This window comes from Dyadobacter sp. CY327, from assembly GCF_021390415.1.
Classification (GTDB): Bacteria; Bacteroidota; Bacteroidia; order Cytophagales; family Spirosomataceae; genus Dyadobacter; species Dyadobacter chenhuakuii.
In genome coordinates this window covers 1-25,931 of sequence record NZ_JAJUXJ010000008.1, presented here as the reverse complement: position 1 = coordinate 25,931, position 25,931 = coordinate 1, and the positions used below count along the sequence as shown (strand labels likewise).

Genomic DNA, 25,931 nt, shown 5'->3' with positions numbered 1-25,931 from the left:
GTTCAAACCGGCGAAAGACTAAGCATCTTCGTCGGTTTTCTTTTTAGGCTTGCGCTTGTTCACAAGCCTGAACAGATTGTTATTCGCCTGTTCCGGCGTTTGATCTCCCAGTAAAATTCCCCAAGGTTTCAATCCATCAATCCGGTCAAAGACCACTTTCATCATTGCAATAGCGGGAATGGATAGGAACATTCCGGACAATCCGGCCAAGGCGCCACCCACCAGCACGCCCACAATCGAAACCAACGCATTGATCTTGACCTTGGAACCAACAATGAGCGGCACCAGGAAATTGTTGTCAATAAACTGAACAGCAATAAATACGCCCACAACGCCCAGCAATGTATGCGCATCGGGATGGCTGATAAACGTCACCATAACCGCCAGCGCTGTTGCCACAAGTCCGCCGATGTAAGGGACAAGATTCAAAATCGCGGCCATGATGCCCAAAAGCATCGCATACTGAACATTCAATAGCAGCAGCCCCACCGAATTCAGCACCGCAACAACAGCCGTTTCCAGCAGCAAACCCACCATATAGCTTTGAATAATGGCTTTGATCTCGCCCAGCACTTCCAGCACGCGCGGCTTATGCTTCTCTGCAAACAGGACGACCATAAAATGCAGCAGCATCGTACGGTAATAAAGAAGCAAGAATGCGTATATAGGGATAAGGATCAATGTTGCGAGCGGTCCCGTAACCACGCCGAGCGTCTCGGCACCCTGGAAATTTTCCAGCGTTTTTGTCTGGGCATTTTTGAGATATTCGGCCTGTTTGCTATAACTGACGCTATATTCCCGCCGGATCCAGCGCCGCGCATCCCTGTAAAACTCATTAATGTTCCGCTTCAATTTCGGCCATTCATCCGAGAAGTCTGAAAGTTGCATTGATAGCAAGATCGCGACGCCGGACACAAGCACGACCGCCAGCAGCACGGCCAGGGTGATCGCCAGCACCTTATGCATCCCCAGCCGAGTAAGCCAAGCCTCCACCGGCCTGAGCAAAACCGCAATCAACCCCGCTAATGCCAAAGGAACGATAATATCCTGGCCCAGATAGATTCCTAGCATGATGAGGCCTATGGCCAGGAGGGAGTAGGTGAGCTTTTCGTGGAAGGGGGCGGGGGTAGTGGTTAAGGACAATGGATTTAGTTTAGATTTTCTAAATAATTTTTGAAAATATTAATTTTCTTGTATGTTTGGTTACTCACACACTATTAATATTATGGTTATACTTAGCTATAAAGCTATAAGAGAATTTGGGAAAAAGCATCAGGATTCGCAAGAAGCCTTGAAGAGCTGGTTCAAGATCGTCGAGCAATCTGATTGGGCTCATTTTCATCATGTAAAGCAAGTCTTTAATTCCGTAGATTCAGTTGGCAATGACCGCTACGTTTTTAACATTAGAGGAAATAAATACAGGCTGGTAGCACTCATCAACTTCAATGTTAGGACCCTTTATATTCTCTTTATTGGTACGCACGCTGAATATGATCTGATCGACGCATCGCTTATCAAATTTAAATAGAAGTTATATGGAATTTGAAGAGATAAAAAGTGAACGAGAATATGACCGTATCATGGAAGAGATACTGGACATCATGAACAAAGGTGAAGCAAACATTTCACCTGATGAGTCAGAAAAGCTCCGAGTAATGGCTCTTGCTGCTCAGGCTTATGAAAAGAAACATTACTATGTGGAGCCACCGCGGACTTTCCAGGGAATGATTGAGTTGCGAATGTATGAGCTGAAATTGAAGCAGAAAGATCTGGCGACGAAACTAGGTGTTAGTAATGCTAAGCTGTCACTGATCATGAGTGGAAAGCAGCGGCCCGATGTTCCCTTTATCAAAGCTGTGCACACTGAGCTGGACATTCCTGCCGATTTTATCTTGCATCATATTTAATGCTAACACATTTAAACCAACCGCTTCACCATAAACACACTATGCCCAATCGCTTCATTCTGCCCGGGTTTTTCGGCGTTGGTGTAGCCTAGTTTGTGATACATGGCGATGGCTTGGGGTTGGCCGGTGCCGGTTTCCAGGACGGCGTTTTGGAAGCCTAGTTCGATGGCCCATTGTTCCAGTTCGCGGACCATGGTGGAGGCGATGCCTTTGCCACGGAAGGCCGGGGTTACGTACATGCGCTTTAATTCGATCGTTTCTTCATCATAGATTTTAAAGCAGCCGCAGCCGATGGCGACATTGTCGGCATAGGCTAGCATGACGGTTGGTAGATTGCTAATGCGGTTATAGTCTTCGTAATCAGCCTTATTTGTATTGTAAATGGAGCAAAGCTCGTCGTCCAGCTGGTCGGTTAGCTTTTTAAAATCGGGGTTTTCGCTGTTTGTTCTGATCATTGGTCACGTGTCGGAAAATGGATCGCGAAATTAGAGGATTAATAGCAGATTATTGTTTGTCCAATTTGGTCAGGAAATCATTAGCGTGCTGCAAATGTGCTTTTCGCTTTCCTTCTTCCATGTTGTCGAATGTGCGGATGAGCATGCCTAAGCGTGGGTTTTTCAGGAAGAATTTTCTGTTTTTATCCATAAACCGCCAGAAAAGTCCGTCCCAGGTTTGCTGCCAGTCGCCTTTGGGGAAGTCGCTCATTTTCATCAGATAATTACTGCCGCTAATGTAGGGTTTGGTTGCTAGTAATCCACCGTCTGCGAATTGGCTCATTCCGTAGACATTAGGGACCATTACCCAGTCGTATGCGTCGATAAAAAGCTCCATAAACCAGCGATAAACGTCATCAGGGTCGAATTCGCATAACAGCATGAAGTTTCCCAGCACCATTAAGCGCTCAATGTGATGGCAGTAACCGATATCGAGGACTTTCCTGATAACAATATCAATCGGCTCGATGCCCGTTGTGCCAGTCCAGAACGTTTCAGGGATTTTGCGTGTATAGCCCCAATAATTTCGCGTCCGCTCAATGCTGCCTTTGTATTCGTAAACCCCATGCATAAATTCCCGCCAGCCAATGATCTGCCGGATAAAGCCTTCCAGTGAGTTGAGCGGAATGTCATGTTTTCGCGCATACTTTATGGTTGCATTAATGACTTTCTTAGGCGTTAGTAAGCCTGTATTGAGCATGGGCGTCAACACGCTATGATGGAGAAAATGTTCTGCGACAACCATGGCATCCTCGTATTTGCCAAATTCCTCAAAACGCTTCTCCATAAACTGATCCAGCCAGGCCTCGCTTTCTTCGGTGGTGATCGGGAAGCGGATTTCGTCGGGAATGTTTCCGTAATTGTCCTTATAATGTTGCCCGACGTAACGTTTCGCTTCGTCATAATGCTCATTTGAAGCCGGGAAATGAATAGTTGGCGGCATTTGTTTTTTGGGGAATTTTAATCGGTTTTCCGTATCAAAACTCCATTTGCCACCTTCCGGGTCACCGTCTTCGTCCAGCAGGATCTTGTATTTTTTGCGCTGAGCACTGTAAAAATCTGCCTGGAAATATCTTTTCTTGTTCATGAAATACATTTCCAGATCTTCTTTGGAATTCACGAACATCGGCGTTTCAAACTCGATCAGCTCGATATTGTTCATCTTTGCAGACGTTGAAAGTCGTTTTTGGAGCCAGTTATCGGTAACATCCACATAGAAAATTTCTTCAACACCCTTTTTTTTAAGCATAGGAACCAGTTTCCGGACATCAGCCAGGGGATCCTGCGCGTCAATGTAATGCACATTTAATTTCTGGCTTTCTAAATGCAGCTTGTAAGCCTGCATGGAAGCGCGGTGGAAAAATAATTTATGCTTGTGAAATGAAAATTGGTTGAAATAAAGATCCTCTTCCACCAGAAAAACGTCTCTTCCCGCTGCAACAGCCGGATGCGGATGAAACAACTGATGCGGAAAAATTAGCGTAATTGCCTTCATTTGCTATTCATTATCGATACATGCCGACCAACTTCCTTACTAAAACCATGCGAATCCTTGCATTCTTGTTCTTAACCTGTTTTGTTTCCGTTTGTTCTGCTCAAAACAGCTTCCGCGTCGTTCCGCTGGGGGTTAGGGGAGGCGGGGACGATGGAAACCTGTCGGCTTACATGGTCGCACCGGTAAATTCCAATGCTTATGTTTGCCTGGATGCGGGGACTGTGACGAATGGGATTTCCAAAGCATTGACAAACAAGGCGTTCTCAGTTGCCGCGGATGTTGTTTTGAGAAAATATATCAAGGCTTATTTGATTTCCCATCCACATTTGGATCACGTTTCGGGCATGGTGATCAATTCGGTGGAAGACACGGCGAAGAACATTTACGGCACAGAATATTGCATTGAAACGCTAAAAAGCCATTATTTCAATTGGAAAAGCTGGCCTAACCTGACGAACGAAGGTGCGAGTCCGGCTTTGAAAAAGTATAGTTATAAAATGCTTGGTGAGGATCAGGAAGTGAATATTGAGCAGACGGAAATGTCCGTGAAAATATTTAAACTAAGTCATTCCAATCCCTACGAAAGCACTGCATTTCTGATCCGGAAAGGCGAAAAATATGTCTTGTATTTTGGTGATACAGGTCCTGACGAAATTGAGAAGTCTGATAAAATGCAGCAGGTCTGGAAGGCGGTTGCGCCGCTGGTGAAGGCAAAACAGCTGGCGGGAGTATTTTTAGAAGTGTCTTATCCTAACAAGCAGCCGGACAGACAATTATACGGCCATTTGACGCCAAAATGGCTGATGAAAGAATTGAATGTGCTGTCAGAAATCTCAGGCGCAGGAAGCTTGAAGGGCCTGAATGTAATTATCACACATATGAAGCCGACGGCAGATAATGAGTCGCAGATTAAGGCGGAACTGGCGAGTGATAATGCGCTTGGATTAAACCTTATTTTCCCGGAACAGGGCAAAGCATTTGAATTGAAATAACAACTTCCGGGCCGAAATAACATCCGCCCGGAAGTTGCAAGCATTATTTTTTAGCAGGAACCGGCGTCGGATGCACAGGCACTTTGAGCTCCATTCCCAGCTTTTCGTTGAATTTTTCTATCAGGTAAGCGGAAAGCAACGGAGAAGCCTCTTCATGATTCTGGTGGACAAAAAAGTAAATGTTCTCAATTCCTTCTTCCACCCACAATTTCAATCGCTCAAACCAGTCATCCAGCCTCGTATAATCCGAATCCACATTGGCACCATTATAACGCACAAATGCAGTCGGCGTGGTCAGGCGCATGTGCAGTAAGTCGCGGCGACCGGCGGAGTCTGTGACAATGTGGGTAATGTTATTTTTTTCCAAAACCTCGTAAAGCTCGTCGCTGTTGAATGAGCCGTCGTACCAGCCTGTATGGCGAAGTTCCAATGCAAGCGGGAAGCCGGAAGGCCATACTTCGAGGTATGCTTTCAAAACGTCCCAGTTTTTCGGGCCGAAATTGTCGGGCATCTGGAGGAAGAGCATGCCCAGTTTTTCCTGCAAATGTGCGATGCCATCCAGATACACTTCTGTGGGCTCTTTCGCATCTTTCAGGCGTTTCCAATGGCTAATGCCCTGGTGCAGTTTTGGGAAAAACCGAAATTCAGCAGGCGTTTTGTTATACCAGCTTTCGATCGTTTCCACGGGAAAATTGTTATAAAAAGTCGCATTCAGTTCAATGCTGTTAAATTGAGTTGCATAGTAACCGAGCTCATCCTTTGTTCCTTTTGGATAAAAACTTTTTAAGTCTGCCTTGTTCCATTTAGCACAACCAATGTAAATATTCGGCTTGCCTTTCTTTGCGTCGTTCAACAATTGCTTGTTAGCAGCCGCATCGTCCGGCAACTTAAAATCAACATCTTCTGGATTATCAACTTTCCCGAATTTCATGGTCTAATGTCTAAAATGGATCAATAATATATATAAAGAAGAATTTCCGTCGGTTTAAACCGACGGGAAAATTTTCTTTTTTATCGGCCGAAATCGTCTTGTACGCGGACGATATCGTCTTCATCGGATGGATTTGCGGCATCTGTATGTTTCCAGATTTCTGCCACAAAACCCCATTCATCAACCCCTACCAGGCGATGACGCTCTCCTTTTTGCAGTTCCACAACTGTCCCGATCGGCAATTGGCGCAATGGTGTTTCTTCGTCTGTATCGCTGATCACAATGCCCGCATTGCCGCCAATTACCTTCCAAATTTCAGCGCGACGGTGATGATACTGCCAGGAAAGACGTTTATTAGGCGCTACAACCAATATTTTAGGGCTCAGTTTTTCGTAACCTGCAAAATCTTCAAGCGACAAATGAGGGAAGAATGTGGATATGAATTTCGGTGCCTCCGTTTCTTCCAAAACAAAAAAACCGCCCCACGGCCGCGAATGATCCTTGCTGACAACTGTGAAACCCTGTTCGTCGATAAACTGCTGAACTTTGGCAAATACAACATCCTTATCGGCTGTCGCGGTGAAAGATTGTATCATAAATTGTGATGTTGGTAAAATCAGTGATGATTTCAAAATTAGGATAAAAAACAAAAAGATGCCCCAAAATATTCAGGGCACCTTTTGAATTATATCTACTAACTTATATTATTTGTCCCACCAAACTTTGGTAGTGAAGTCGTCAGGTAATGTTGCCCCGGTTTGGTAATTCGGGTTTCCTGCCACTTCGTTGGTTGGGTAGCGAAGTCTTACCGGGATTGTTCCGCCTGTTACATTGCCTGGATAGTTGGTTGGTGTTAATTTAGGGAATCCCGTTCTTCTCCAGTCGGACCATGCTTCCCACCAGTTGAAGAATTTGTTCACCCACATTTGCTCACCGATCATTTCAAGGGCTGGTTTTGTTACGCCATAAGGATAGGTCGTCAGATATTTGGCAGCCGCTGCGTCGGACACCGTCAGGGACGCGTCGAATGGCGTGTACATTTGCATAGAAGCCTTCACGCCAGCCTCATAATGTGATTTCGCTGTGCCCGCAATGCCGGTTCCGATCTTTCTCTCAATCGCCTCAGCAAGCAGGAGCTCCACTTCGCCATAATTCATGATCTGGTAAGGATCAGAATCCTGCAACATTTTTGAATTAATTCTTGAATAGGTTGTAGAGACATCGATCGGCTTCTTGTTTTCCAATTTTTCAAGCATCGCCAGATCATATCCGTTGGGCATTCCTTTTTGCTTCACCGGGTCCGTAATCACCGTCCCGCTGCCGATTCCACCGCTAATGATCATCAAACGCGGATCATCGTCTGTGGCAACAGCCGGGTTCGCACCTTTCAGGAAATTAACCAACGTCGCACTCAAATAAGTAGGCTGACCGCCATCACCCGCATCAAACGCACGCGAAATACCGTTCTGATTCACCCACTCGCTCGGGCCATCGGCCATTTTCACCCACACATTGTCTGCGTTGCTTGTGAAAACACCTCCCGCAGCTGCTTTGGTTACATAAGTTGCCGCTTTGGCCGCATCCACATTTGAAATACGCATTGCCAGGCGAAGCATTAAAGAATAACCCCATTTCTTCCATCTGGCAATGTCACCATTGTAGATGAAATCCGCTGCTTTGAACCCCTCATCCGGATTGGAAGTGCTTAATGCTGCTGTTGCCTCATCGAGCTCTTTCAGCAAGTCGGCGTAAATAACATCCTGGGTATCATATTTCGGGAAAAATATACCTTCAATGCCTTTATTTGCTTCGGAATAAGGGATATTTCCATATAAATCTGTCAGACGGGCAAAGCTGAATGCACGGAGGATCCTGGAAGCTTCGCGCGTGTTTTTGTACTTGCCTTCCGCAAAACCGCCCGGTCCGGACTGTTTCAGAATCTCAGCAATGTTTTTGAGCTGATCATTGTAAGTAAATTCAAATGGCGCAGCGTTTGTTTCCGCATTAACGGTGTATTTATCGCCAGGCGCAATGCCTCCGCCTGAGTTGGCCAGGTGCTGAATGGCATAGGAGAACATGCCGATGTTAGTCCGCCAGTCGATATAGCGGTTGTCGCCCGTTGTACCATTGGAGGCAATGCCCAGTTCAGCCGACGTAAAAATGAAGTTCAGATTTACTTCATTCAGGGCCTGCGGGTTAATGTTCAGATCGTGCAATTGCTTGGTATCACATCCTGTCACCAACGCCACTGCCAATCCGTATTTAATATATTTTTTCAAATTTTTCATCTTTGGTAAATTAGAATGTTGCTCTCAAATTGAAACCGTAGCTGCGTGTCGAAGGAAACCCGAAGTAGTCGAACCCTTGGGAGTTACCGTTCGCATAATTGGATTCAGGATCAATGTTCGGCGTGTTCTTGAACAGAATAGCCAGGTTACGACCCACGAATGAAAGTGTCAGGTTTTGCAAAGGCGTTTTGCCAAGCAGCTTTTTAGGAAAAGAATAACCTACCGTAAGCTGTCTCAATTTGATGAATGACGCATCGTAGAGATACATTGTGGTCACAGCATTATCGCCTTCACCACCCACGGCTCCCCAGTAATTGTATGCTTCCAGAGGCGTTAATGTTTTCGTAAATGGCTTGTATTCGGTGCCTTCTTGGGTAACACCGGTCACTGTAAGTGGCTCTTCTCCTTCACGGCCTTTCAGGGAATTTTTGCTTAGTCCCCATTGATCCAGTCTCATGTTCGTTCCGGAAAGAATGTCGCCGCCCACTTTGAAGTCAACCAGGAAAGAAAGGTCGAATCCTTTGTAATTGAAAGAGTTGGTTACGCCGCCTGTCATTTTCGCAATACCATTTCCAATCACCTTATATCCAGCTTCACTCACCGGACGACCGTCTTTATCGAATACCGGCTGGCCATCAGGCGACATTTTTTGCACACGTCCCGTGATCATTCCAAACGGTTGGCCAACAACGTTTTTGATAAAAGCATTCCGGGTTCTTGGTTCGTCCATTACCAATTCGGTTGTTCCTTCGATCAGCGATTTAACCTTACTATTGTTTTTTGCAAGGTTTACAGTCAAATCCCAAACCAGATTGTTGCTTTTGAGTGGCGTTGCGGATAACAAAAGCTCCAAACCGCGGTTCTGTAATTTACCCAAATTCACAGAAGTGCTTCCGAAGCCAGATGCCCGTGAAATCGTAGCATTCAGGATATCGTCCGTGGTTTGCTGATCGTAGTACGTGAAGTCGATGCCCAGTTTGTTGTTAAACACCCTGAAATCGATTCCAACTTCCGTCTCTGTAACTGTCAGCGGTTTAAGTGCGGGGTTAGGAATGTTTCCGCCGTTACCCATCGCCTGCGAGAATGATGCCATCGGAATGCCCAGATGCGGGTTTCCGTTCAGGGAGTAAGTCAGGTTGTTTTGATAAGCATCAATGGTAACATTGCCCACCTGCGCCCACGACGCCCTTACCTTACCATAAGACAACCAGGATGGAAGTCCTTTGAAAGCATCAGAAAATACAAAGCTACCACCAACAGAAGGATACAAAATGCTGTTTGTTTCAGGGTTAAGCACTGAGAACCAGTCGTTTCTTGCCGTTGCCGTAAGGAACAAATAACCGCCATACGAAACTTCGGCAGATCCTAACAACGAATTAATGCCGCTTTCCTTAGGGTCATAAGTGAAAGATCTGTCTTTTACGTTGTTCAAAGCCGGGAAAAACTGAACATTAAAGCCGTTTCCGTAAACGTTTGTGTATTCATATTTTCTTCTCATCCGGTTTCCACCTGCAAATGCAGTGAAACCGAATTTGCCAAACTCCTTGCTCGCACCGATTGTATACTCTGCATTAAGCTCCGAAACATTCCAGTTTCCAAGGTTTCTGGCGCCACCACGCTGGTAACCGGTTCCTTCGGGTGTGAGGGACTCTGCGCGCCTGCTGTACTTGTCCAAACCAACCCGTCCCTGGATGAAAAGCCAGTCGGTGATCTGATATTTCAACTGACCGGAAGTAATAATCCTGTTTTTTTGATCCGATTTAATGAACTGATAAGCAACCCAGTAGGGATTTTGACCCCAGTTATTGCTGGCTTGCTGCATTTCTTCTCCTACTGCTCTCGACTCGGATACACCCCAGATGGCCAGGCTGGCTGGGTCAGTGCCTGCTGGAATTGCACCCGGCTTGGCAGGATCTCCGTAATAATCAAGCACATTCTGGTCGCCCGGAATCCGCCAGATTGATTGGATCGCATTACCAGGGGAATCGGAAACATTTGGTCTGTTTTTCGCCTTTTCCTCTGAATAAAGCACTTTGGCATCGAAAGAAAGTCTTTTGCCAAATTTCGATTGCGTTGAAAGTGAAAGGTTAATCCGGTCGAAACCTGAATTAGGGATGATGGTCGTGCTTTTCAGGTTGGTAACAGATGCCCGGAAATTCTGTGTTTCATTTCCGCCTGAAAATGCCAGGTTATTGGTGAAAGCATGCCCTGTTTTCAGGTAACGCGAGAAATTGTCGCCAGCGTAGGAATATGGGTGCATTTTACCATCGAAACCGATTGCTTCGCTGTTGTCAAATTTTGGTCCCCACGAATCGTCACCCCAGTCATAAGCCTGCGCCTGGTTGGATGGCTTGCTTGCAACACCATTTACGTAACCCCCAGCTCCATACGAATGTTGCAGATCAGAAAGGTCATTCAGTTTTTCAAAAACATAGTTTGAGCCGAACTCAATGCCGACGCCTTTTCTTTTTGTGCCGCGTTTTGTGGTGACGTTAATAACACCATTGGCTGCACGCGAACCGTAAAGCGCCGCTGCATTGGCGCCTTTTAACACCGTAATGGACTCAATGTCATCAGGGTTAATACTCGAAAGACCATCTCCTTCATCAGAACCGCCCCAAAGGCCCGCTTGTCCGAAGTTGCTGTTATCCATGGGGATACCATCAATTACATAAAGCGGTTGATTATTGCCTTGCAGCGATTTATTACCACGAATGATCACACGGGAAGATCCGGCCGGGCCAGATGCCACTTTGCTCACATTCACACCTGCAACACGTCCTGCCAAGGAATTTCCAAGGTTAGCTTCACGGGCAGCCGTCAGGTTGTTGCCACTCACTTCTGTAATGGAGTAGGCCAATGCACGCTTATCACGACTGATACCAAGCGCCGTAACCACAACTTCATTCAGGGCAGTGGCTTCTGCTGCAAGATTCACATCAAGCACACTCGCATTGACAACAATTTCTTTCGAAACATAACCAATATAGCTGAATGTCAATGTTTTTCCCTTTTCGACTGAGATGGAATATTCTCCCTTGTCGTTCGTAGTAGTTCCCCGGGTTGTTCCCTTTACCACCACGTTTACACCGGCGATTTCTCCGCCGGATGCATCATTTACTTTCCCGGATACTGTCATATCCTGTGCATTGCCCTGGAGGGCGAGCATGGAGAGCAGTACCAACACAATGTTCAGTACAAGTTTTTTCATACGCTTTCTTTTTCTGGAAAATAGGTTAATCAAATCATAACATTGGATCTTGAACAATCCGGCTCAAATATACCACTTCGAAGAGCATACCGTTATAGTTCTTTTTTATCTAAAAATAACACATTTTTGACAGTTGTTCAAGATATCAGGGCTATTTTTTTGCGGTAATATCTGCTCTAATGCCTTGTTTATCAGCATTAACCTTTAAGAAAAATTGTAAAGGCAAATTTTCCTTGCTGACACTATTTTCGAGAGTGTCGCTTTGTTATATACGTTCAAGTATTGTTTAGCAGTTTTAGGGGTAATTTCCTTGTGGCAGTCAGGTTTTTATGATTTAATGATCGGGTAACTGCTTGTACCAGGTTTTCCAGAGGATCAATGCTGAAACGGCCAGTATGGCTGCTGCGATGGCAGTTTGTTCGGGCATGAGCAGCACCAGAAATACAGGTAACGCGGTGATGGAAGTCTGCGCCGTAATGCCCACCACAACATTAAACATATCCCATTTGAAACGACGGTTGGGCTCAAATGATGGATCTTCCGATTTTACGGCAATGGCCACAGGTTCCCAAAATCCCCACGGCCGGACCGTTTTGTAAAATTTTTTCAATGTATCAAAATCCATTGCGGGCGTCAGTAATGAGCCGGTTACTGCGCCCATTGTTGAAATGAGCAGGATTATTGGAAAATAAAAAAGCGGGACCGTTCCCGGAAAAATGGATGGCGCTGCCAGAGCGCAAAGTATGCCGGAGAGCATTCCCCAGAAAAAACCACTGCTATTAAACCGCCACCAATGCCATTTCAAAACATTGGAAGCAATATAACCACCAAAAAGCGCGGAAACGATCCATTGCAGAATGCTGTTGACGTCTTTCGCCAAAAAACCCAGCAAGATGCTGATCGTTACCACGGCAAGGCCCAGCAGGTAATTCATCCTGGAAATCTGCTTGTTGGTCGCTTTTGGATTAAAGGATTTTAGATAAATATCATTAACAAGGTAAGCCTGCGCAGCATTGAATGTCCCCGCAAATGTCCCCATAAAAGCGCCCATCAGCCCAACCAACACCAATCCAAGCAAGCCTGAAGGAATATAGGTGTTGAGCACAGCAGGCAGGATCCGCTCAAAATCCGTTTTGTCGGCGATTGAAATGCTGAGATCTTTATAAAATAACAATCCGAGAACGGTAACGCTGGTAATGAGCAGGTAACGCGTAGGAAGCAGCACCACATTCACGATCATACTCATAAGGGCAGCCTCGCGCGGTGTTTTTGCCGACAGGACTTTTTGCATATCATAACTGGGAACAGGCCCGGCCAGACTCGCCAAAATGCCTTTGGCCGTCATCAACGCAAAGAAATAACCAAAAGGTGAGAAGCCATTGGCCTTGATTTTTTCATTCACCTCAGGAATATGCGTGCTCCAATCCATATCCAGTTCTTTGCCAAAAAACAGATTATTCCAACCCATCGGCACAGGCAGCGATCGGGCATCGTGTAACGCGGTCATAGCAATGACAGCGATGGCGACAGATACGACAACCATGATCGCATAATGGATCAGATCGGCCCAGACGATACTTTTCATGCCACCTAGAAGTGAATAAAAAACCGTAAACAATGTAAAAATGACGCCATAAACATGCGCCGCATATGCTGCACTGATTGTAAAAGGTAAATATGGCTGGACAAAATGCCAGGGAATAAAAATTTCGATAAACTTGCCCAATCCGATAAATCCGTAGGCCATAAAACCCAGACAGCTCAGGAGCGCGAAGGCAATAATCGTCTTATGTGATGGCAACGCATCTTTTTTATCCCCAAACCGTGTGAGCATCCATTCAGCGCCCGTTGAAACATTGGATCGCCGCAACCAGATGGAAAGATAAACCATCATGAATATCTGATTAAAAACCGGCCATAACCACGGCAGCCAAATGCTTTTTACACCGTAAACAAACATGATGGAAACCATCCAGACGGTTCCGGAGATATCAAACATTCCCGACGCATTGGAAACGCCCAACATCCAGAACGGCATGGATCTCCCGCCAAGCATGTAATCATTTTTGCTCTTTTGCGCCTGTTTTTTGAGTATGATTCCAATCACCGTTACCAGCAGCAGATAGGCAATGATGACAAGGAAATCAATCAGTTTTATTTTCATGAAGAAGGTCCGGCGTCCATGGTATTTTTATCACAGTGAATTTAGAATACTAATGACAGATTTCAATATGTAACGTCAATTCTTCCCCTTGCCCGTCGATGAATATTATCACGAAATCATTATATTTAGCACATTCTGTAACCAAGATCTGTATGAGTGAAATTTACCGTGAAATTACCCCATTGACTCAGTATGACTGCTTTACAATCTTTGCCAGGAAAAAAACCGTTTTCGATTTCCCTTTACACAGCCACGATGAATTTGAGCTGAACCTTGTGCTGTCGGGTAAGGGCGTGAAGCGGATCGTGGGGGACCATACCGAGGTGATTGACGATGCGGAGCTGGTGTTGGTTGGAAATAATTTGCCGCATGGGTGGTTAACAAATGCGTATAAATGGCAGGAAGGCGTTCCCGAAGTGCAGGAGATCACCGTGCAGTTTCATCGCGACTTGTTTGACGACAAATTCCTGAAACGCAACCAGCTGTTTTTCGTCCGCTCACTGCTTGAGAAATCGTCGAAGGGAATCGCATTTTCCAGAGAAACCATTGAACGGATTACGCCCAGGCTCACGGCCCTTGTTCAAAAGAGTGGTTTTGATTCTATTCTTGAATTGATGTCTATCCTGCACGATCTGTCCGTTTCCAGAAACATGCGAACGCTTTCAAACAGCACATTTACAGGCGAAAACGTTAATTATAACAGCAGAAGAATCGAAAAAGTGTTTGCCTATATGCGCGATAATTACGACAAAGAGATCAATCTGGAAGGCATTTCCAAGCTGGCCGGCATGTCGGAAGTTTCGTTTAGTAGATTTATTAAAAAACGGACAGGGAAGACATTCATCGAAAGCCTGAATGAGATAAGACTTGGCCATGCATCGCGCTCTCTGATTAATACGACGAACACGATTTCGGAGATTGCTTACAAATGCGGGTTCAATAATTTGTCCTATTTCAACCGGATTTTCAAGAATAAAAATGGCTGCACGCCAAAGGAATTCCGGGACAATTATTCGGGGACGAGGACATTTATATAAAACAGAAAACCCGGTTATGTTTATACAAAAGGCCCGGTTAAAATCGCTTAACCGGGCCTTTTGTATAAAATATCAGAACTATACTTTCAGCATCCAGCCAAATGTATCTTCCTCTTTGCCAGTGCGTAAATCCGTCAGGTAACGCTTTACTTTATTGACAAATGAATCTTCTTTGATTTCAGGAAGAGGATAATCCACGCCTTCGTAGGCAATGCTCGCGAATGGAGAGATCACAACCGCCGTTCCAGCACCAAATGCAGCTTCCAGACTTCCGTCTTTCAGGCCGTCAATGATTTCTTTCACACTTACCCGGCGCTCTTCCACCGGAATGCCCCAGTGCTGTGCAATGGCAACGATGCTTTTACGCGTAATGCCATCCAATGTGGTTTCCGAAACGTATGGCGTAACGAGCTTGCCGTCCAGGATAAACATAATGTTCATCGTTCCGGATTCTTCAATGTACGCATGCTCGCGGGCGTCGGTCCAGATCAATTGATCATAACCTTCTTGCTGTGCAAGTTTGGCAGGATATAATGAACCTGCGTAGTTTCCGGCACATTTTGTTGCCCCCACGCCACCCTCTGCAGCACGGATGAAATGCGTTTCCACTTTTACCCGCGGAGGCTTCGCATAATACGTGCCAACCGGGCTTGTGAATATGATAAAGTAGTAAGAATCAGATGGTTTTACACCAATATAGGGGTCCGTTGCGAACATATAAGGGCGAATGTATAGCGAGCAACCGTCTTGTGAAGGCACCCAGTCCGCATCCTGACGAAGCAATTCTGTAAGCCCGCTCATGAAGATTTCTTCCGGGATTGTGGGCATGCAAAGGCGTTCGGCGGATTTATTCAGTCGTTTCCAGTTGTCAATCGCGCGGAATAGAAGCACTTCTCCTTCGGCACTTTTATAGGCTTTCATGCCTTCAAAAATAGCCTGACCATAATGCAATGCGGCAGTAGCAGGGCTTAGCGAAAGGTCACCATAAGGGACAATGCGCAGGTCTTGCCATTGGCCTTCGCGATATTCGGCGATAAACATGTGGTCGGAGATATTCCGGCCAAAAACGAGATTGTTGAAATCAACCTCTTGCAAACGTGAATTTGTTGTCTGCTGAACCTCTATTTGCAACGTGTCGGCTGTCATAATGCCAAAAATTTAGATTGCGGATATTGTTTTTTGAGGAAGTTTTGCGGCTTTCCTAAGTCCCGCAATTTAAAAAAATAAATCTATAAACAACAGATATTTAGTATAACAATTATTTTTTTGGAGCGACCCTCGGTTTCCACGTAACTTCCTCAATTTCCAGCTCATAAGTCATGGCGCGGCAGAGCATAAATAAATAATCCGAAAGCCTGTTCAGGTAACGAACGACGATATCCTCGACCTCTTCTCCCTGCTGCAAATGGATCACTGCCCGCTCAGCCCGCCGGCAGACGGTGCGCGCAATGTGCCCAAACGAAACAGATTGATGCCCACCCGGCAAGACAAATGCCCTTAACGGCGGAATTTGCGAATCAATCACATCCATTTCCGTTTCCAGCAAGGTCACGTCCGTATCCAGCAAATCCGGCAAAACCCGCTTCACCTGATCCGATTCGGAGGCCAGATGCGAGCCAATTGTAAAAAGCCGGTCCTGAATCTCTTTCAAAAGATCCCGCCGCTGCTCATTCACCGGCTGGTCGCGGAGCATGCCGATATAACTATTCAGCTCATCCACAGTGCCATAAGCATCAATCCGCACATGCGCCTTACTCAACCGCGTCCCGCCAATCAGCGACGTGGTTCCTCTGTCACCTGTTTTGGTGTATATTTTCATTTTTACTCATTTCAAATATTTCCTGAAGCGTATATGTTTTCGCGGTTGGGTCTAAAAAAACCTTTTCAAGTTCCCGCATTTCCGCCTTTGTGTGCTGGTTTTTAATTACCGCAATCTTCTTAGTTTTTGGCTCTTTCATAATAGTGTCGTTTAGTTTGTGTACTTGCAGGCCAACTACTTATTGGTCGGATTCTTTCTTCCCTTATTGTAAAAATAACAACCCTGATCCTTGCTAAGTTGCTTAATCCAATAGCGATATATCGTTGCTCTGTTGTAGTTCGCTCCGACATTCGATACTCCATAAACGGATCGTTGAAGATACTTTCAACTTCACTTTTTGTATTCTCTCTTTTAGGATAGTCCTCTAAGATATGTTTTCGGTTATGGTCATCCCATTCAAATTCAATCATTAAATATATGTATAGTGTGTTATGAGAATGTCAACTTTCAAAGTTAACATTTATAATCATTAACGTTCCCAATTAGGTTTTAGAAACTCCCCACCCTAATTTTGCAGCCAAATTTACTATGGCGATAAAACCTCCCGGAGGTTACTGATTCATGAAAGTTACAACATTTGTTATAAAAGTATGGCGCTGGATGTCGTTGATCCTGGTGATCGGGGCGCTGGTATGGACGTATTCGGTTTTTCCGCAGACGGTTGCAGTTGATTTCTCAGACAATGGTCTGGCTGAAAAATATCTTGAAAAAGAGCACATTTTTTACATTGTCATGGCCCTGTTTCTGCTTAATAATGTGCTTATAACGGGCCTTGCTCGGCATATTCCCAAAGTGGACCCTATGCATTTGCCTATTCTGAACAAAAAAGTCTGGGCACAGCACCGCGAAGCATTGAACGAGCATTTGATCAACTGGCTTTATTGTCTCGTAGCGGTCATCAACACGATCATTGGCATGAGCCTTTTCGCACTCGCGACCGTCAATAGTCAGCAGTATAAGCTCGACGTTTTCGATTTTTCCTGGCTGTATTATGTTGGTTTGGGGTTAATGATTATCGTTTTCCTTTTGCCATTAAGATTGCTGTGGACGCCGGCTCCTGAGGATAAATTGTAGAAAAAGGAATGGAAGAAGCAGAATCTCAAGGCAGCGGAAATTCAGAAAATTCCTGGCTAAAAGCAGCGGAATCCATTCATTTGGACGGTTACACCTATGACCTTCCGGACAATCGAATCGCAAAATACCCCCTCGAAAACCGAGATCAATCCAACCTTCTGATTTATAAATCCGGCGAAATCACGCACAAGCGTTTTGCCGATCTGGCCGAAAACCTGCCTGCAAAAACGCTTCTTGTCTTCAACGACACCAAAGTAATCCCGGCAAGAGCTTATTTCAAAAAGGAGACCGGAGCGGTTATCGAAATCCTGCTGCTTCATCCAGAGCTGCCGACGCGTGTGATTAATGATGCGATGTTGGTAAAGCATTCCTGCGTGTGGGAATGCATGATCGGGAATAAAAAGCGCTGGAAGTTAGCCGATAAGTTAACGACGGAAATCAACATTAATGGTCAACTTGTTGTTCTGAGCGTTAAATACGAGGATTATGACCGGAATTTGGTTCGGCTAAATTGGAATGAGGACTTCGTTTTTCTCGACATTGTAAAAGCACTTGGTGAAATCCCATTGCCACCATATCTTAATCGCAACACAGAAGCCAGCGATTCGGAAACGTACCAAACCGTCTACGCCCATCACGACGGCGCAGTCGCAGCGCCAACCGCTGGCCTGCATTTCACGCCGGAGGTTTTTGAAAAACTTCAATCAAAAGGTGTAAAGAGATCTTTTCTCACCCTTCACGTTGGCGCAGGAACATTCCAGCCAATCAAAGTAAGCTCCGTAACTGAGCACCGGATGCATTCGGAGCAGGTCGTTTTTACTAAACAACTGATCAATGATCTGCTTGAAAATCTGGAAATGGTCATTCCGGTCGGCACTACATCATTGCGGTCTTTGGAAAGTTTGTATTGGTTCGGCGTAAAGCTCTATCGCCAGGAGACGACCGATTTTTTCATAGAAAAGCTTTATCCCTATCCTTTCGAAGAAAAGGATCTTCCGTCTGCAAGCGAAGCATTGCATTCAATTTTAGCTTTCATGGAGCAACACAACACAGACCACATTGTGGGTGAAACCGAAATCTTCATCTTCCCAGGCTACAAATTCCGCCTTTGCAAGGCCTTAGTAACCAATTTTCACCAGCCAGGCTCCACGCTCATTCTCTTAGTTGCCGCCTTAACCGGCCAAGATTGGAAGCGTATTTATGCAGAGGCGTTGGAAAAGGACTATCGCTTTTTGAGTTATGGAGATTCATCGTTGTTGTGGCGGAAGGATTGAGTGCAATTTGAAAATGCTCGAATTTTGATGTAATTTGTTTTGAAAAATCAACCATTATGGGACACGCACAAATTTCAGAACAAAAATACACCGTAGCCGAATACCTAGAAATGGAGGAGAAAAGTGAAATCCGTCATGAATTTTACGATGGAGAGATTTTCGCCATGGCAGGAACGACTATGAATCACAATGATATTGTAGACAACGTTCGGTCACTGTTGAAAAGCGTTTTTGTGCCAAAGGGTTGCAGAGTTTTCTCAGAAAATATCAAGGTTGAGGCTGTCCCAAATTTTTTCTATCCTTATCCTGACGTGATTGTCACTTGTGCAAAAGATGACGTGAACGGAAAATATATCGTCAAGCATCCGAGCATTCTGGTTGAAATTCTTTCTAGAACTTCTGCGACCTATGACCGCGGCTTTAAGCTGAGAATGTACAAAGGAATCCCCTCACTGCAATATTACATGCTAGTGTCTCAAAACGAATTTTATGTCGAGCTTTTCACTCGAACTGAGCAGAAAGATATTTGGACGTATCAGACATTTGATCAGCCAAGCGACATTATCAATTTTGAATTGCTAAATTTCAATATTACACTTTCAGGCATTTACGAAAACATTATTTTCATCCCCGACGAAGAGATTATTTAAATCACTTCACCCCAACAACCTCACTCATCTTCGAAACGTCATTCTCATTAAAAGCCTCAATGGCAAAGTAATAGGGCACACCGACATTTAAAGCTCTCAGCTCAAATGCATTAGGCTCGTCATTCCAGAACTGATAAGTCTGATACAATTTATCCGGCGCGATTCCCCAAAGCACATTATAGCCAATCACTCCCGGCACCTTTTCCCATTTCAAATCTGCATTTCTGGTGTCTTTTTGGCGAATCACTGAGAAGTTTGCAGGCGTTTCAGGCGCTTTTCCAAATCCATTTCCAAAAACACGGAATTCGCTGATCGCCAGATTGGGTGAAGCAACATATATATGCTCATAGCGAACATAACGCGCTTTTACGGATTTTGCCAGCTCAGTGTAGGCGCATGGCCGGTCGCGTTTTGGCTCCTGCGTTAGATCGCTTACGATGTCCCATTTTTTGCCATCAGTAGAAGTCAAAATTTTGAATTGCGTGTAAACGACTTCCGGTTTGTTATCGAAAATGTCTGATTTGTAATCTGAATAATTTACTTGGACAGCTTTAATTTCCTGTTCTTTTTGTAAATCAATGGTCAACGTTTCACCGGGTTTGTTTTGTTTGGCGACCCAGAAAGTTCTGGGGTTTTCGTCGGTGATTTTTGCGGCGGACATGGTGTCCATAACGGACGATGCCGTGACAGGTTTTTTGTAGGAAAGCAGCATCCAGCCTGTGAAAAGTTCATCGCCTTTGCCTTCCCACTTTTTGGTTGTCATTTTGTGCGGAAAGTCACCGAACCGGGTGTTGGCGAACATTTGGCCGTCTTTGTCGAAACCAGCTGCATATCTCACGATCCTTCTTTCCATTCCCCAATTGTAGCCGATCCAGGAGGTTCCGGTGTTCCAGTAATTGCCAAAATTATCTTGAAATGTATTGCCGTGCCCGGCACCGGTCGCGAAGCCACCTGGCTTGTAGGAAACCGGATTGTAAGGCGCATAAGTGAATGGCCCGAGCGGGTCATCGCCGACGTAAGTGCCATTGGCGTAAACATTGTATTCCGTGCCAGGAGCGCCGTATTGCAGATAATATTTGCCATTATGCTTGGTCATCCAGGCGCCTTCGGTGAACGGTTTGAATGGATCGGAATGGTTCGGGCCGAAGCGTTCCCAGCCATGCTCGTATTGATTTAACCAAAACATTGCCTTATACTGATCTTTGAAAGCCAGCTTTTTGCTATGATCCAGCTCGGCGCCGAAAATCGGATATACATTCGACGAACCCCAATACATGAACCATCTGTCGGTGTCTGGATCGTGGTAAATCGCCGGATCCCACGGCCCAATGTCCTTCGGCAAGCGCGGCGTCCAGCGGTTATAAAACTCCCAAATGCCTTTTTCCGGCGCAACGGAATAGAGGATAGGACGGGATTCGAATGTGGATTGAAACAAAAAAAGCGTGTCACGGACTGAAACAGCCGCCGGAGCGCACATATCTTCAAAAGGCCAGCGGTTGGCAGTCAGATATTTCCAGTTGATCATATCTTTGGAATGCCAGTAACCGCCCTGAATGGTCACAAACATGTAATAATCACTTCCTTTTCCGGAAACTTTGTGGTTAATGATCACCGGATCCGCGCCGGAACGGTAACTTATTTTCTCATTCAACTGCTCAAAATTGTATTTGTAATCAATGTCCATCGGATTGCAATAGGTCGTTTGTGCAACCGCAGACTGGAAAATGAGGACATTAAAGGTGTAGGAAATAACTTGTAAAATGTTTCTGATCATTAGTATGTGAGGTTTGAATGCAGGAAAATCTTTTAATCATGCTAAAATAGGCACTTTCCCGGTAAACCGATAACGTTTACCTTTGCGCTTCGATTTTGAAATAAGAAACACGATTTATAATGACGATTGATTTTGTTGAAGAACTGCGCTGGCGCGGAATGCTTCATGATATGATGCCCGGAACGCATGAGCAACTGAAAAAAGAAATGACGGCTGGCTACATCGGTTTCGACCCAACGGCCTCGTCGTTGCACATCGGTAACCTGGCTACGATCATGCTTTTGGTCCACTTTCAACGTGCTGGTCATAAGCCATTTGCATTGATCGGTGGCGCAACGGGAATGATCGGCGATCCGTCATTTAAAGCATCGGAACGGTCGTTTTTGGATGAAGATACATTGCGCGTTAATCAAGATGGCATTCGCAAGCAATTGGAACAATTCCTTGATTTTGACTGCGGAGAGAATTCAGCTGAAATGGTTAATAATTATGATTGGTTCAAGGACATTGGCTTTTTGCAATTTTTGCGTGAAGCTGGCAAGTTTCTGAGCGTCAATTATATGATGTCGAAGGACTCGGTTAAAAAGCGTTTGGAAACGGGAATCTCATTCACAGAGTTTTCTTACCAATTGCTGCAAGGCTACGATTTTTATCATTTATACAAAAACAAGAATATCCGTTTGCAAATGGGCGGCTCCGATCAATGGGGCAACATTACAACCGGGACTGAAATCATCCGTCGCAAGGAAGGCGACGAAGAAGGTTATTTCAAAGCATACGCATTAACAACGCCACTTTTAACCAAATCCGACGGTTCGAAATTCGGCAAAAGCGAAGGCGGGAACATCTGGCTGGATGCTGAAAAAACGTCTCCATATGAGTTTTACCAATTCTGGCTCAACCAGGCCGATGAGGATTTGCCGCGTTATCTGCGGGTTTTTTCTTTCAAAAACAGAGAAGAAATTAAAGCATTAGAAACGAGCCATGCCGCCGAGCCACATTTGCGCATCATGCAAAAAGCATTGGCATCCGAACTAACGATCCGAATCCACTCAGAACGTGCATATCAAACCGTTTTGAAAGCATCAGAAGTGTTATTCGGCAAAGCAACATTGGAAACATTACAAAGTATCGAAGCCGACGAGTTCGACACCATCTTCGCAGGCGTGCCCCAAACGGACATCACAAAGGTCGAGTGGAGCGAAACGGCAAACATTACGGATTTGATTTCAACCGTTACCAAATCCGAAATTTATGCTTCAAAAGGAGAGGCAAGACGAGCGATTCAGCAAAATGCGGTAAGTGTTAATAAGGTAAAAGTAACCTCTGCTGAGCAAGCTTTGAGTGATTTTAGTTTGCTGCAAGATCGGTTTTTGTTGATTTCGAAAGGGAAGAAGAATCATTTGGTTCGGGTTGTTTAGTTGCCCATCCGTTTCGCTGGTGACGAGACTTTCTAAGTTTTCAAAACTTGGAAAGTCTTAGTTGCATTAACCAATCTCCTTATAACAACGCTCCAACTTGGATAGCAACGTTGCAACTCGTAGCTGGTTCGCAATATGCACGCGCATTTCAGGCGTGATCGAGTCAATGCTTTCAGTAAAGAGGATGCTCTCAATATTCTTGTTCAGCGATTCAATGATTTCACTTCCTTTGTCGGTCTGGAAGAATTGTTGGAGGATTGCTAGGTGATCCGGCAATGTTGCATAATGTGTTTGAGAAGTGTTCATCATGGTCAATTTGTGTTTATAAGTCTGTTGTATTTTACGACAAGATGTGGTCAAAAAAAATCAGTTTGGCTTGTAGTTAACAATAGTCTTAACTTCTATATCGCCAAATTCCTCTAAGATTTCTCTCATCCGTTTTTCAGTAATGCTTCCTCCATGCGTATAATCTCGCCAGGCATATGTTAATCGCCCCTTTTTCTGCTCAGGAGGAAGATTTTTGTAAACGTTTTCAAGAAACCACTTAAAAGCTTCGTCAATTGACGAAAATGATTTCATATTTCAAATGTAAACGAACTTGTCGCAAAATACAACAAGCTTTTTTTGCTCTGGCTTTTAGGAGGCTCCGCTGGAGCCAAAAAATTTGAATGACATTGTGTTGCTATAAACAGGGAATCCCTCTGGGATTTTGGTTAGCAAATGTTCCGGAGGAACTTTCTGTTTCTAGAAATCGCGTTGATATTATAAGTATGGCTCCGGTTGCAGCCTCCTTAATTGCTTGACGGCACATTCCGTCAAATTCAAACCTGGCTTTGCCATAGCGGCTCTTTCTCCCAATTGTCTGGAAATCCCATCGCCTTCACATCTACATTTGGATACTTGCTTAGTAATTGAGTGAACTTAATAGTAAATCGAGATTTGGGATTAACCGTTTGCAAAAGATATTTTGTCATCGATAAGGCAAAGTATGCTTTATCCGTGCGCACGTTACGATTATTCAGCCAAACCTTTCTTGGTGAATGCGGCGATTGTGGTTTTATGCTCAAACCGCGATTCCATAATCTGGAATGGTGTGCACAAACATTTCGTAGATACACAATGCTATGAAGCCAGGTGCCAAAAACAGAGTCGGGTAAACCAAAATATTGAGCAATGTCTCGTTTTTCCTTTCCAGGAGCAAGCTGCGAATACAATTTAGATAGTGTGCCAAATGATACAATTTCCATGATCATCCAGGAAGGAGGGAATGGGTTAGAGTATTTATCTCGAAAGGCTTTGATGAATTCTTCATCACTTCGTTCATATTCTTCTTTCAATTTACCTAATATCTGACCTTTGAATTTATCCGGATCTTTAAACAATGTTAAGTTTTCGAACCAAAACCCACCATATTTTTGTGACAAAACATAGATCATCTTCGCCCTAACAGCAACTTCAATCTTTTCTAATTCTGAACTGATGAGTAGCCTTAGTTCGCGATCAAAACAATAAAGCTGGAATGCAGTTTCAAATGAGGAGCCTTCTTTGAAAGTATGCAACTGCTTATCGGCGAGCAATGGATACCAATAACCACTGATGCGATAGTAGCTGACATTTTCAAGTAAATGCAATGCTTTCTGAGGGTCTTCAACAATCAAACCGCGGTCAATAAGTTGTTGAAGTTGACTGGCAAATGTTAAGAGGGCTTTGAATAAGGAATTTTATCCATTCGCTATAAAAAGTTCACCCTAAGCGCCCTGTTCTAATGGGAAGGGGGGTGAACGTGTTGACGCAAAGGTATGAAAATTCTTTAAGATCTTGTCTTTTGAGATTGAAGTATTAAATTTTGGGAGCAAAGTATCACTATTTGACTTCTAACTCTTCCCAGTAAAACTATTCAAAACTGGCGCAGCCGTCGGGTTATACTGATACGACTGCCACGTGCTATCCTCATAAATCTCTACAATCCGGTAACCTTTATAAGTCGTTCCCCAATTTCCTCCGAAGTGGCCGTCGAAGAAATAGGGTTTCTTTCCGTAGATTTTCGTGCTGTCTTGGTCGTGGTCGTGACCGTTAAAGATGGCTTTGATGTTGGGGGTGTTTTCGAAGAGGTCGATGACTTCCTTGCATTCGATTCCGTTCACGGTCCATTTGGCGGGGGTGATGTGCAGGAATACGAAAATGCCCTTTTTGTCCTTGTGTTTGGCGATTTCGTTTTTTAGCCAAGTTGCATCCGGGCACACGTATTCGCCTTTTTCGTTGGAAGTGTCGCCGATGATGAATGCGTATTCACCTTTTGCAAAACTGTGGTTTGTGGGGTAACCCCACGTGCTTTGCCACACGTCCAGGCCAACTTTATCGTGATTGCCGCGACTTACGTAAAACGGCACGCTGAGGTTGCTGATCGTGTTTTTGAAATCATATAACAATGTCGGATCGTCGTGGATGAGGTCGCCGTTGAAGAATAGGAAGTCAACGCCTTTCTGCATTTTCTCGCGATTCACCCAGCTGATCAAATCCGTGTGGAATTGTTTGAAATCGGTGTTTGGCTGGCCATAATGTCCGTCGGAGGCAACGATGAACCGCATGGAAATTCTTGCGGGAACATTGTTTTCTGCTGGTTTTGATATGAATGAAAGGCCTGGCAATGCGGGTAAAAGTTTGAGAAAAGAGCGGCGTTTGAATGTCATCGAATCGTTTAGGTTTGGGGCGTTCGGGGTGTTTTTATTATTCCAAAAATAGTTATTCGCGAATGATATTTTCTTTATTCTTGCACCTTGTTAAAAATATTTAATATAAAAATCAATTCATGGATCGCCTAATCCTGCAAAAAGCTGCTTCCTATTGTGCTTACCAGGAAAGAACGCAAGATGAAGTGCGCCAACGCCTGAAAAAGTGGAATGTGTGGGGCGAAGAGGCCGACGAGCTCATCGCTGAGCTGATTTCCATGAATTATCTGAGTGAAGAACGCTTCGCGAAAACTTATGCTGGTGGAAAATTCAGGATTAAAAATTGGGGCCGGATGAAGATCAGGCAGGAGCTCAACCGGCGTGGGCTGAGTCAATATAGCATTGAAAAGGGAATGGGGGAGATTGAGGATAAGGCATATGTGGAGGGGCTTAGAACGCTTTTGGAGAAGAAGAGGAATTTGCTTTTGAAAACAGAGAATGATCCTTTTAAGCTGAAACAGAAATTGGTGAGGTTTGCTCTGGGGAAGGGTTATGAGAGTGAGTTGGTTTGGAGGCTGGTTGAGGAATTGCTTGCCTGAAAGCTTGTCAGCCTGATTTCTATGATAAAACCAAGTGATCTTGATAGGTTGCTTGGTTTTTTATTAGGGCAAAGATGATGTGGACGATTTTGTTTCTGACTGCATTGAGAACGGACATTTTATTTTTGCCTT

At 44.7% G+C, this 25,931-nt stretch carries 26 protein-coding genes; 9 read left to right on the top strand and 17 right to left on the bottom strand.

What is annotated here, in order from left to right; genetic code table 11:
* Nucleotides 1–18 precede the first annotated feature (18 nt).
* Complete coding sequence (locus LZG74_RS23005; RefSeq protein ID WP_255699602.1) at nucleotides 19–1,143, bottom strand: AI-2E family transporter; 1,125 nt, start codon at nucleotides 1,141–1,143, stop codon at nucleotides 19–21.
* 82 nt (nucleotides 1,144–1,225) lie between these two features.
* On the opposite strand from LZG74_RS23005, the gene LZG74_RS23000 reads away from it, so the two are divergent.
* Nucleotides 1,226–1,528, top strand: coding sequence for a type II toxin-antitoxin system HigB family toxin (locus tag LZG74_RS23000; RefSeq protein WP_233798857.1), 303 nt, complete (start codon nucleotides 1,226–1,228; stop codon nucleotides 1,526–1,528).
* Between the two features lie 7 nt (nucleotides 1,529–1,535).
* Nucleotides 1,536–1,907 (top strand): type II toxin-antitoxin system HigA family antitoxin, encoded by a 372-nt coding sequence (locus tag LZG74_RS22995; RefSeq protein ID WP_233798856.1) that lies wholly within the window; start codon nucleotides 1,536–1,538, stop codon nucleotides 1,905–1,907.
* An 11-nt stretch (nucleotides 1,908–1,918) separates the two neighbouring features.
* Here the strand turns inward: LZG74_RS22995 and LZG74_RS22990 are convergent, their stop codons facing one another.
* Both LZG74_RS22990 and LZG74_RS22985 read right to left on the bottom strand, forming a co-directional pair.
* Nucleotides 1,919–2,362 (bottom strand): GNAT family N-acetyltransferase, encoded by a 444-nt coding sequence (locus tag LZG74_RS22990; protein ID WP_233798855.1) that lies wholly within the window; start codon nucleotides 2,360–2,362, stop codon nucleotides 1,919–1,921.
* 49 nt (nucleotides 2,363–2,411) lie between these two features.
* Nucleotides 2,412–3,896: a cryptochrome/photolyase family protein gene (locus LZG74_RS22985; protein WP_233798854.1), complete on the bottom strand. Its 1,485-nt coding sequence runs from the start codon at nucleotides 3,894–3,896 to the stop codon at nucleotides 2,412–2,414.
* A gap of 47 nt (nucleotides 3,897–3,943) precedes the next feature.
* On the opposite strand from LZG74_RS22985, the gene LZG74_RS22980 reads away from it, so the two are divergent.
* Entirely contained in the window at nucleotides 3,944–4,888 is a 945-nt protein-coding gene (locus LZG74_RS22980; protein ID WP_233798853.1) for an MBL fold metallo-hydrolase, read from the top strand.
* Between the two features lie 43 nt (nucleotides 4,889–4,931).
* Here the strand turns inward: LZG74_RS22980 and LZG74_RS22975 are convergent, their stop codons facing one another.
* From LZG74_RS22975 to LZG74_RS22955, 5 genes are all read right to left on the bottom strand, one after another.
* Entirely contained in the window at nucleotides 4,932–5,819 is an 888-nt protein-coding gene (locus LZG74_RS22975; RefSeq protein WP_233798852.1) for a DUF72 domain-containing protein, read from the bottom strand.
* 80 nt (nucleotides 5,820–5,899) lie between these two features.
* On the bottom strand, nucleotides 5,900–6,415 hold the full coding sequence (locus LZG74_RS22970) for a phosphoheptose isomerase (protein WP_233798851.1): 516 nt from the start codon (nucleotides 6,413–6,415) through the stop codon (nucleotides 5,900–5,902).
* 108 nt (nucleotides 6,416–6,523) lie between these two features.
* A complete protein-coding gene (locus tag LZG74_RS22965) occupies nucleotides 6,524–8,107 on the bottom strand; it encodes a SusD/RagB family nutrient-binding outer membrane lipoprotein (protein WP_233798850.1) in 1,584 nt (527 codons plus the stop codon).
* A gap of 10 nt (nucleotides 8,108–8,117) precedes the next feature.
* Nucleotides 8,118–11,318, bottom strand: coding sequence for a SusC/RagA family TonB-linked outer membrane protein (locus LZG74_RS22960; protein WP_233798849.1), 3,201 nt, complete (start codon nucleotides 11,316–11,318; stop codon nucleotides 8,118–8,120).
* Between the two features lie 334 nt (nucleotides 11,319–11,652).
* Complete coding sequence (locus LZG74_RS22955) at nucleotides 11,653–13,482, bottom strand: sodium:solute symporter family protein (protein WP_233798848.1); 1,830 nt, start codon at nucleotides 13,480–13,482, stop codon at nucleotides 11,653–11,655.
* A 152-nt stretch (nucleotides 13,483–13,634) separates the two neighbouring features.
* Between LZG74_RS22955 and LZG74_RS22950 the strand changes: the two genes are divergently transcribed.
* The gene (locus LZG74_RS22950; protein ID WP_233798847.1) at nucleotides 13,635–14,519 is read left to right on the top strand and encodes an AraC family transcriptional regulator; all 885 of its coding nucleotides are present in this window, start codon (nucleotides 13,635–13,637) and stop codon (nucleotides 14,517–14,519) included.
* Nucleotides 14,520–14,597: 78 nt separating this feature from the next.
* Here the strand turns inward: LZG74_RS22950 and LZG74_RS22945 are convergent, their stop codons facing one another.
* From LZG74_RS22945 to LZG74_RS26620, 4 genes are all read right to left on the bottom strand, one after another.
* Entirely contained in the window at nucleotides 14,598–15,665 is a 1,068-nt protein-coding gene (locus LZG74_RS22945; protein WP_233798846.1) for a branched-chain amino acid aminotransferase, read from the bottom strand.
* A 112-nt stretch (nucleotides 15,666–15,777) separates the two neighbouring features.
* Nucleotides 15,778–16,338, bottom strand: a complete 561-nt coding sequence (locus tag LZG74_RS22940; RefSeq protein WP_233798845.1) for a cob(I)yrinic acid a,c-diamide adenosyltransferase — start codon at nucleotides 16,336–16,338, stop codon at nucleotides 15,778–15,780.
* Nucleotides 16,313–16,477 carry a hypothetical protein gene (locus LZG74_RS22935; RefSeq protein ID WP_233798844.1) on the bottom strand — a complete coding sequence of 55 codons (165 nt, stop codon included), beginning with the start codon at nucleotides 16,475–16,477 and terminating at the stop codon, nucleotides 16,313–16,315. The genes LZG74_RS22940 and LZG74_RS22935 overlap by 26 nt, the downstream gene beginning before the upstream one ends.
* Nucleotides 16,458–16,748, bottom strand: a complete 291-nt coding sequence (locus LZG74_RS26620) for a BrnT family toxin (protein WP_409014523.1) — start codon at nucleotides 16,746–16,748, stop codon at nucleotides 16,458–16,460. Before LZG74_RS26620 ends, LZG74_RS22935 begins: the two co-directional genes overlap by 20 nt.
* Nucleotides 16,749–16,899: 151 nt before the next feature.
* Here LZG74_RS26620 and LZG74_RS22930 point away from each other — a divergent pair, with 151 nt between their 5' ends.
* Genes LZG74_RS22930 through LZG74_RS22920 form a run of 3 tightly spaced genes read left to right on the top strand, consistent with a single transcriptional unit; the run spans nucleotide 16,900 to nucleotide 19,336 of the window.
* Nucleotides 16,900–17,412 carry a hypothetical protein gene (locus tag LZG74_RS22930; protein WP_026632374.1) on the top strand — a complete coding sequence of 171 codons (513 nt, stop codon included), beginning with the start codon at nucleotides 16,900–16,902 and terminating at the stop codon, nucleotides 17,410–17,412.
* An 8-nt stretch (nucleotides 17,413–17,420) separates the two neighbouring features.
* The gene (locus LZG74_RS22925) at nucleotides 17,421–18,686 is read left to right on the top strand and encodes an S-adenosylmethionine:tRNA ribosyltransferase-isomerase (RefSeq protein WP_233798843.1); all 1,266 of its coding nucleotides are present in this window, start codon (nucleotides 17,421–17,423) and stop codon (nucleotides 18,684–18,686) included.
* A 56-nt stretch (nucleotides 18,687–18,742) separates the two neighbouring features.
* The gene (locus LZG74_RS22920) at nucleotides 18,743–19,336 is read left to right on the top strand and encodes a Uma2 family endonuclease (RefSeq protein WP_233798842.1); all 594 of its coding nucleotides are present in this window, start codon (nucleotides 18,743–18,745) and stop codon (nucleotides 19,334–19,336) included.
* Nucleotide 19,337: 1 nt separating this feature from the next.
* Here the strand turns inward: LZG74_RS22920 and LZG74_RS22915 are convergent, their stop codons facing one another.
* A complete protein-coding gene (locus tag LZG74_RS22915; RefSeq protein ID WP_233798841.1) occupies nucleotides 19,338–21,110 on the bottom strand; it encodes a discoidin domain-containing protein in 1,773 nt (590 codons plus the stop codon).
* Between the two features lie 125 nt (nucleotides 21,111–21,235).
* Here LZG74_RS22915 and tyrS point away from each other — a divergent pair, with 125 nt between their 5' ends.
* Entirely contained in the window at nucleotides 21,236–22,531 is a 1,296-nt protein-coding gene (tyrS, locus tag LZG74_RS22910; RefSeq protein ID WP_233799200.1) for a tyrosine--tRNA ligase, read from the top strand.
* Nucleotides 22,532–22,597: 66 nt separating this feature from the next.
* Here tyrS and LZG74_RS22905 read toward each other — a convergent pair whose 3' ends face one another.
* The 4 genes from LZG74_RS22905 to LZG74_RS22890 form a co-directional block, all read right to left on the bottom strand.
* A complete protein-coding gene (locus LZG74_RS22905; RefSeq protein WP_233798840.1) occupies nucleotides 22,598–22,840 on the bottom strand; it encodes a hypothetical protein in 243 nt (80 codons plus the stop codon).
* A 57-nt stretch (nucleotides 22,841–22,897) separates the two neighbouring features.
* Nucleotides 22,898–23,110 carry a hypothetical protein gene (locus LZG74_RS22900; protein WP_233798839.1) on the bottom strand — a complete coding sequence of 71 codons (213 nt, stop codon included), beginning with the start codon at nucleotides 23,108–23,110 and terminating at the stop codon, nucleotides 22,898–22,900.
* 242 nt (nucleotides 23,111–23,352) lie between these two features.
* On the bottom strand, nucleotides 23,353–24,189 hold the full coding sequence (locus LZG74_RS22895; protein WP_233798838.1) for an Abi family protein: 837 nt from the start codon (nucleotides 24,187–24,189) through the stop codon (nucleotides 23,353–23,355).
* Nucleotides 24,190–24,405: 216 nt separating this feature from the next.
* On the bottom strand, nucleotides 24,406–25,221 hold the full coding sequence (locus tag LZG74_RS22890) for a metallophosphoesterase (RefSeq protein ID WP_233798837.1): 816 nt from the start codon (nucleotides 25,219–25,221) through the stop codon (nucleotides 24,406–24,408).
* A 119-nt stretch (nucleotides 25,222–25,340) separates the two neighbouring features.
* Here LZG74_RS22890 and LZG74_RS22885 point away from each other — a divergent pair, with 119 nt between their 5' ends.
* Nucleotides 25,341–25,799, top strand: a complete 459-nt coding sequence (locus LZG74_RS22885) for a regulatory protein RecX (RefSeq protein WP_233798836.1) — start codon at nucleotides 25,341–25,343, stop codon at nucleotides 25,797–25,799.
* Nucleotides 25,800–25,931: the final 132 nt, after the last annotated feature.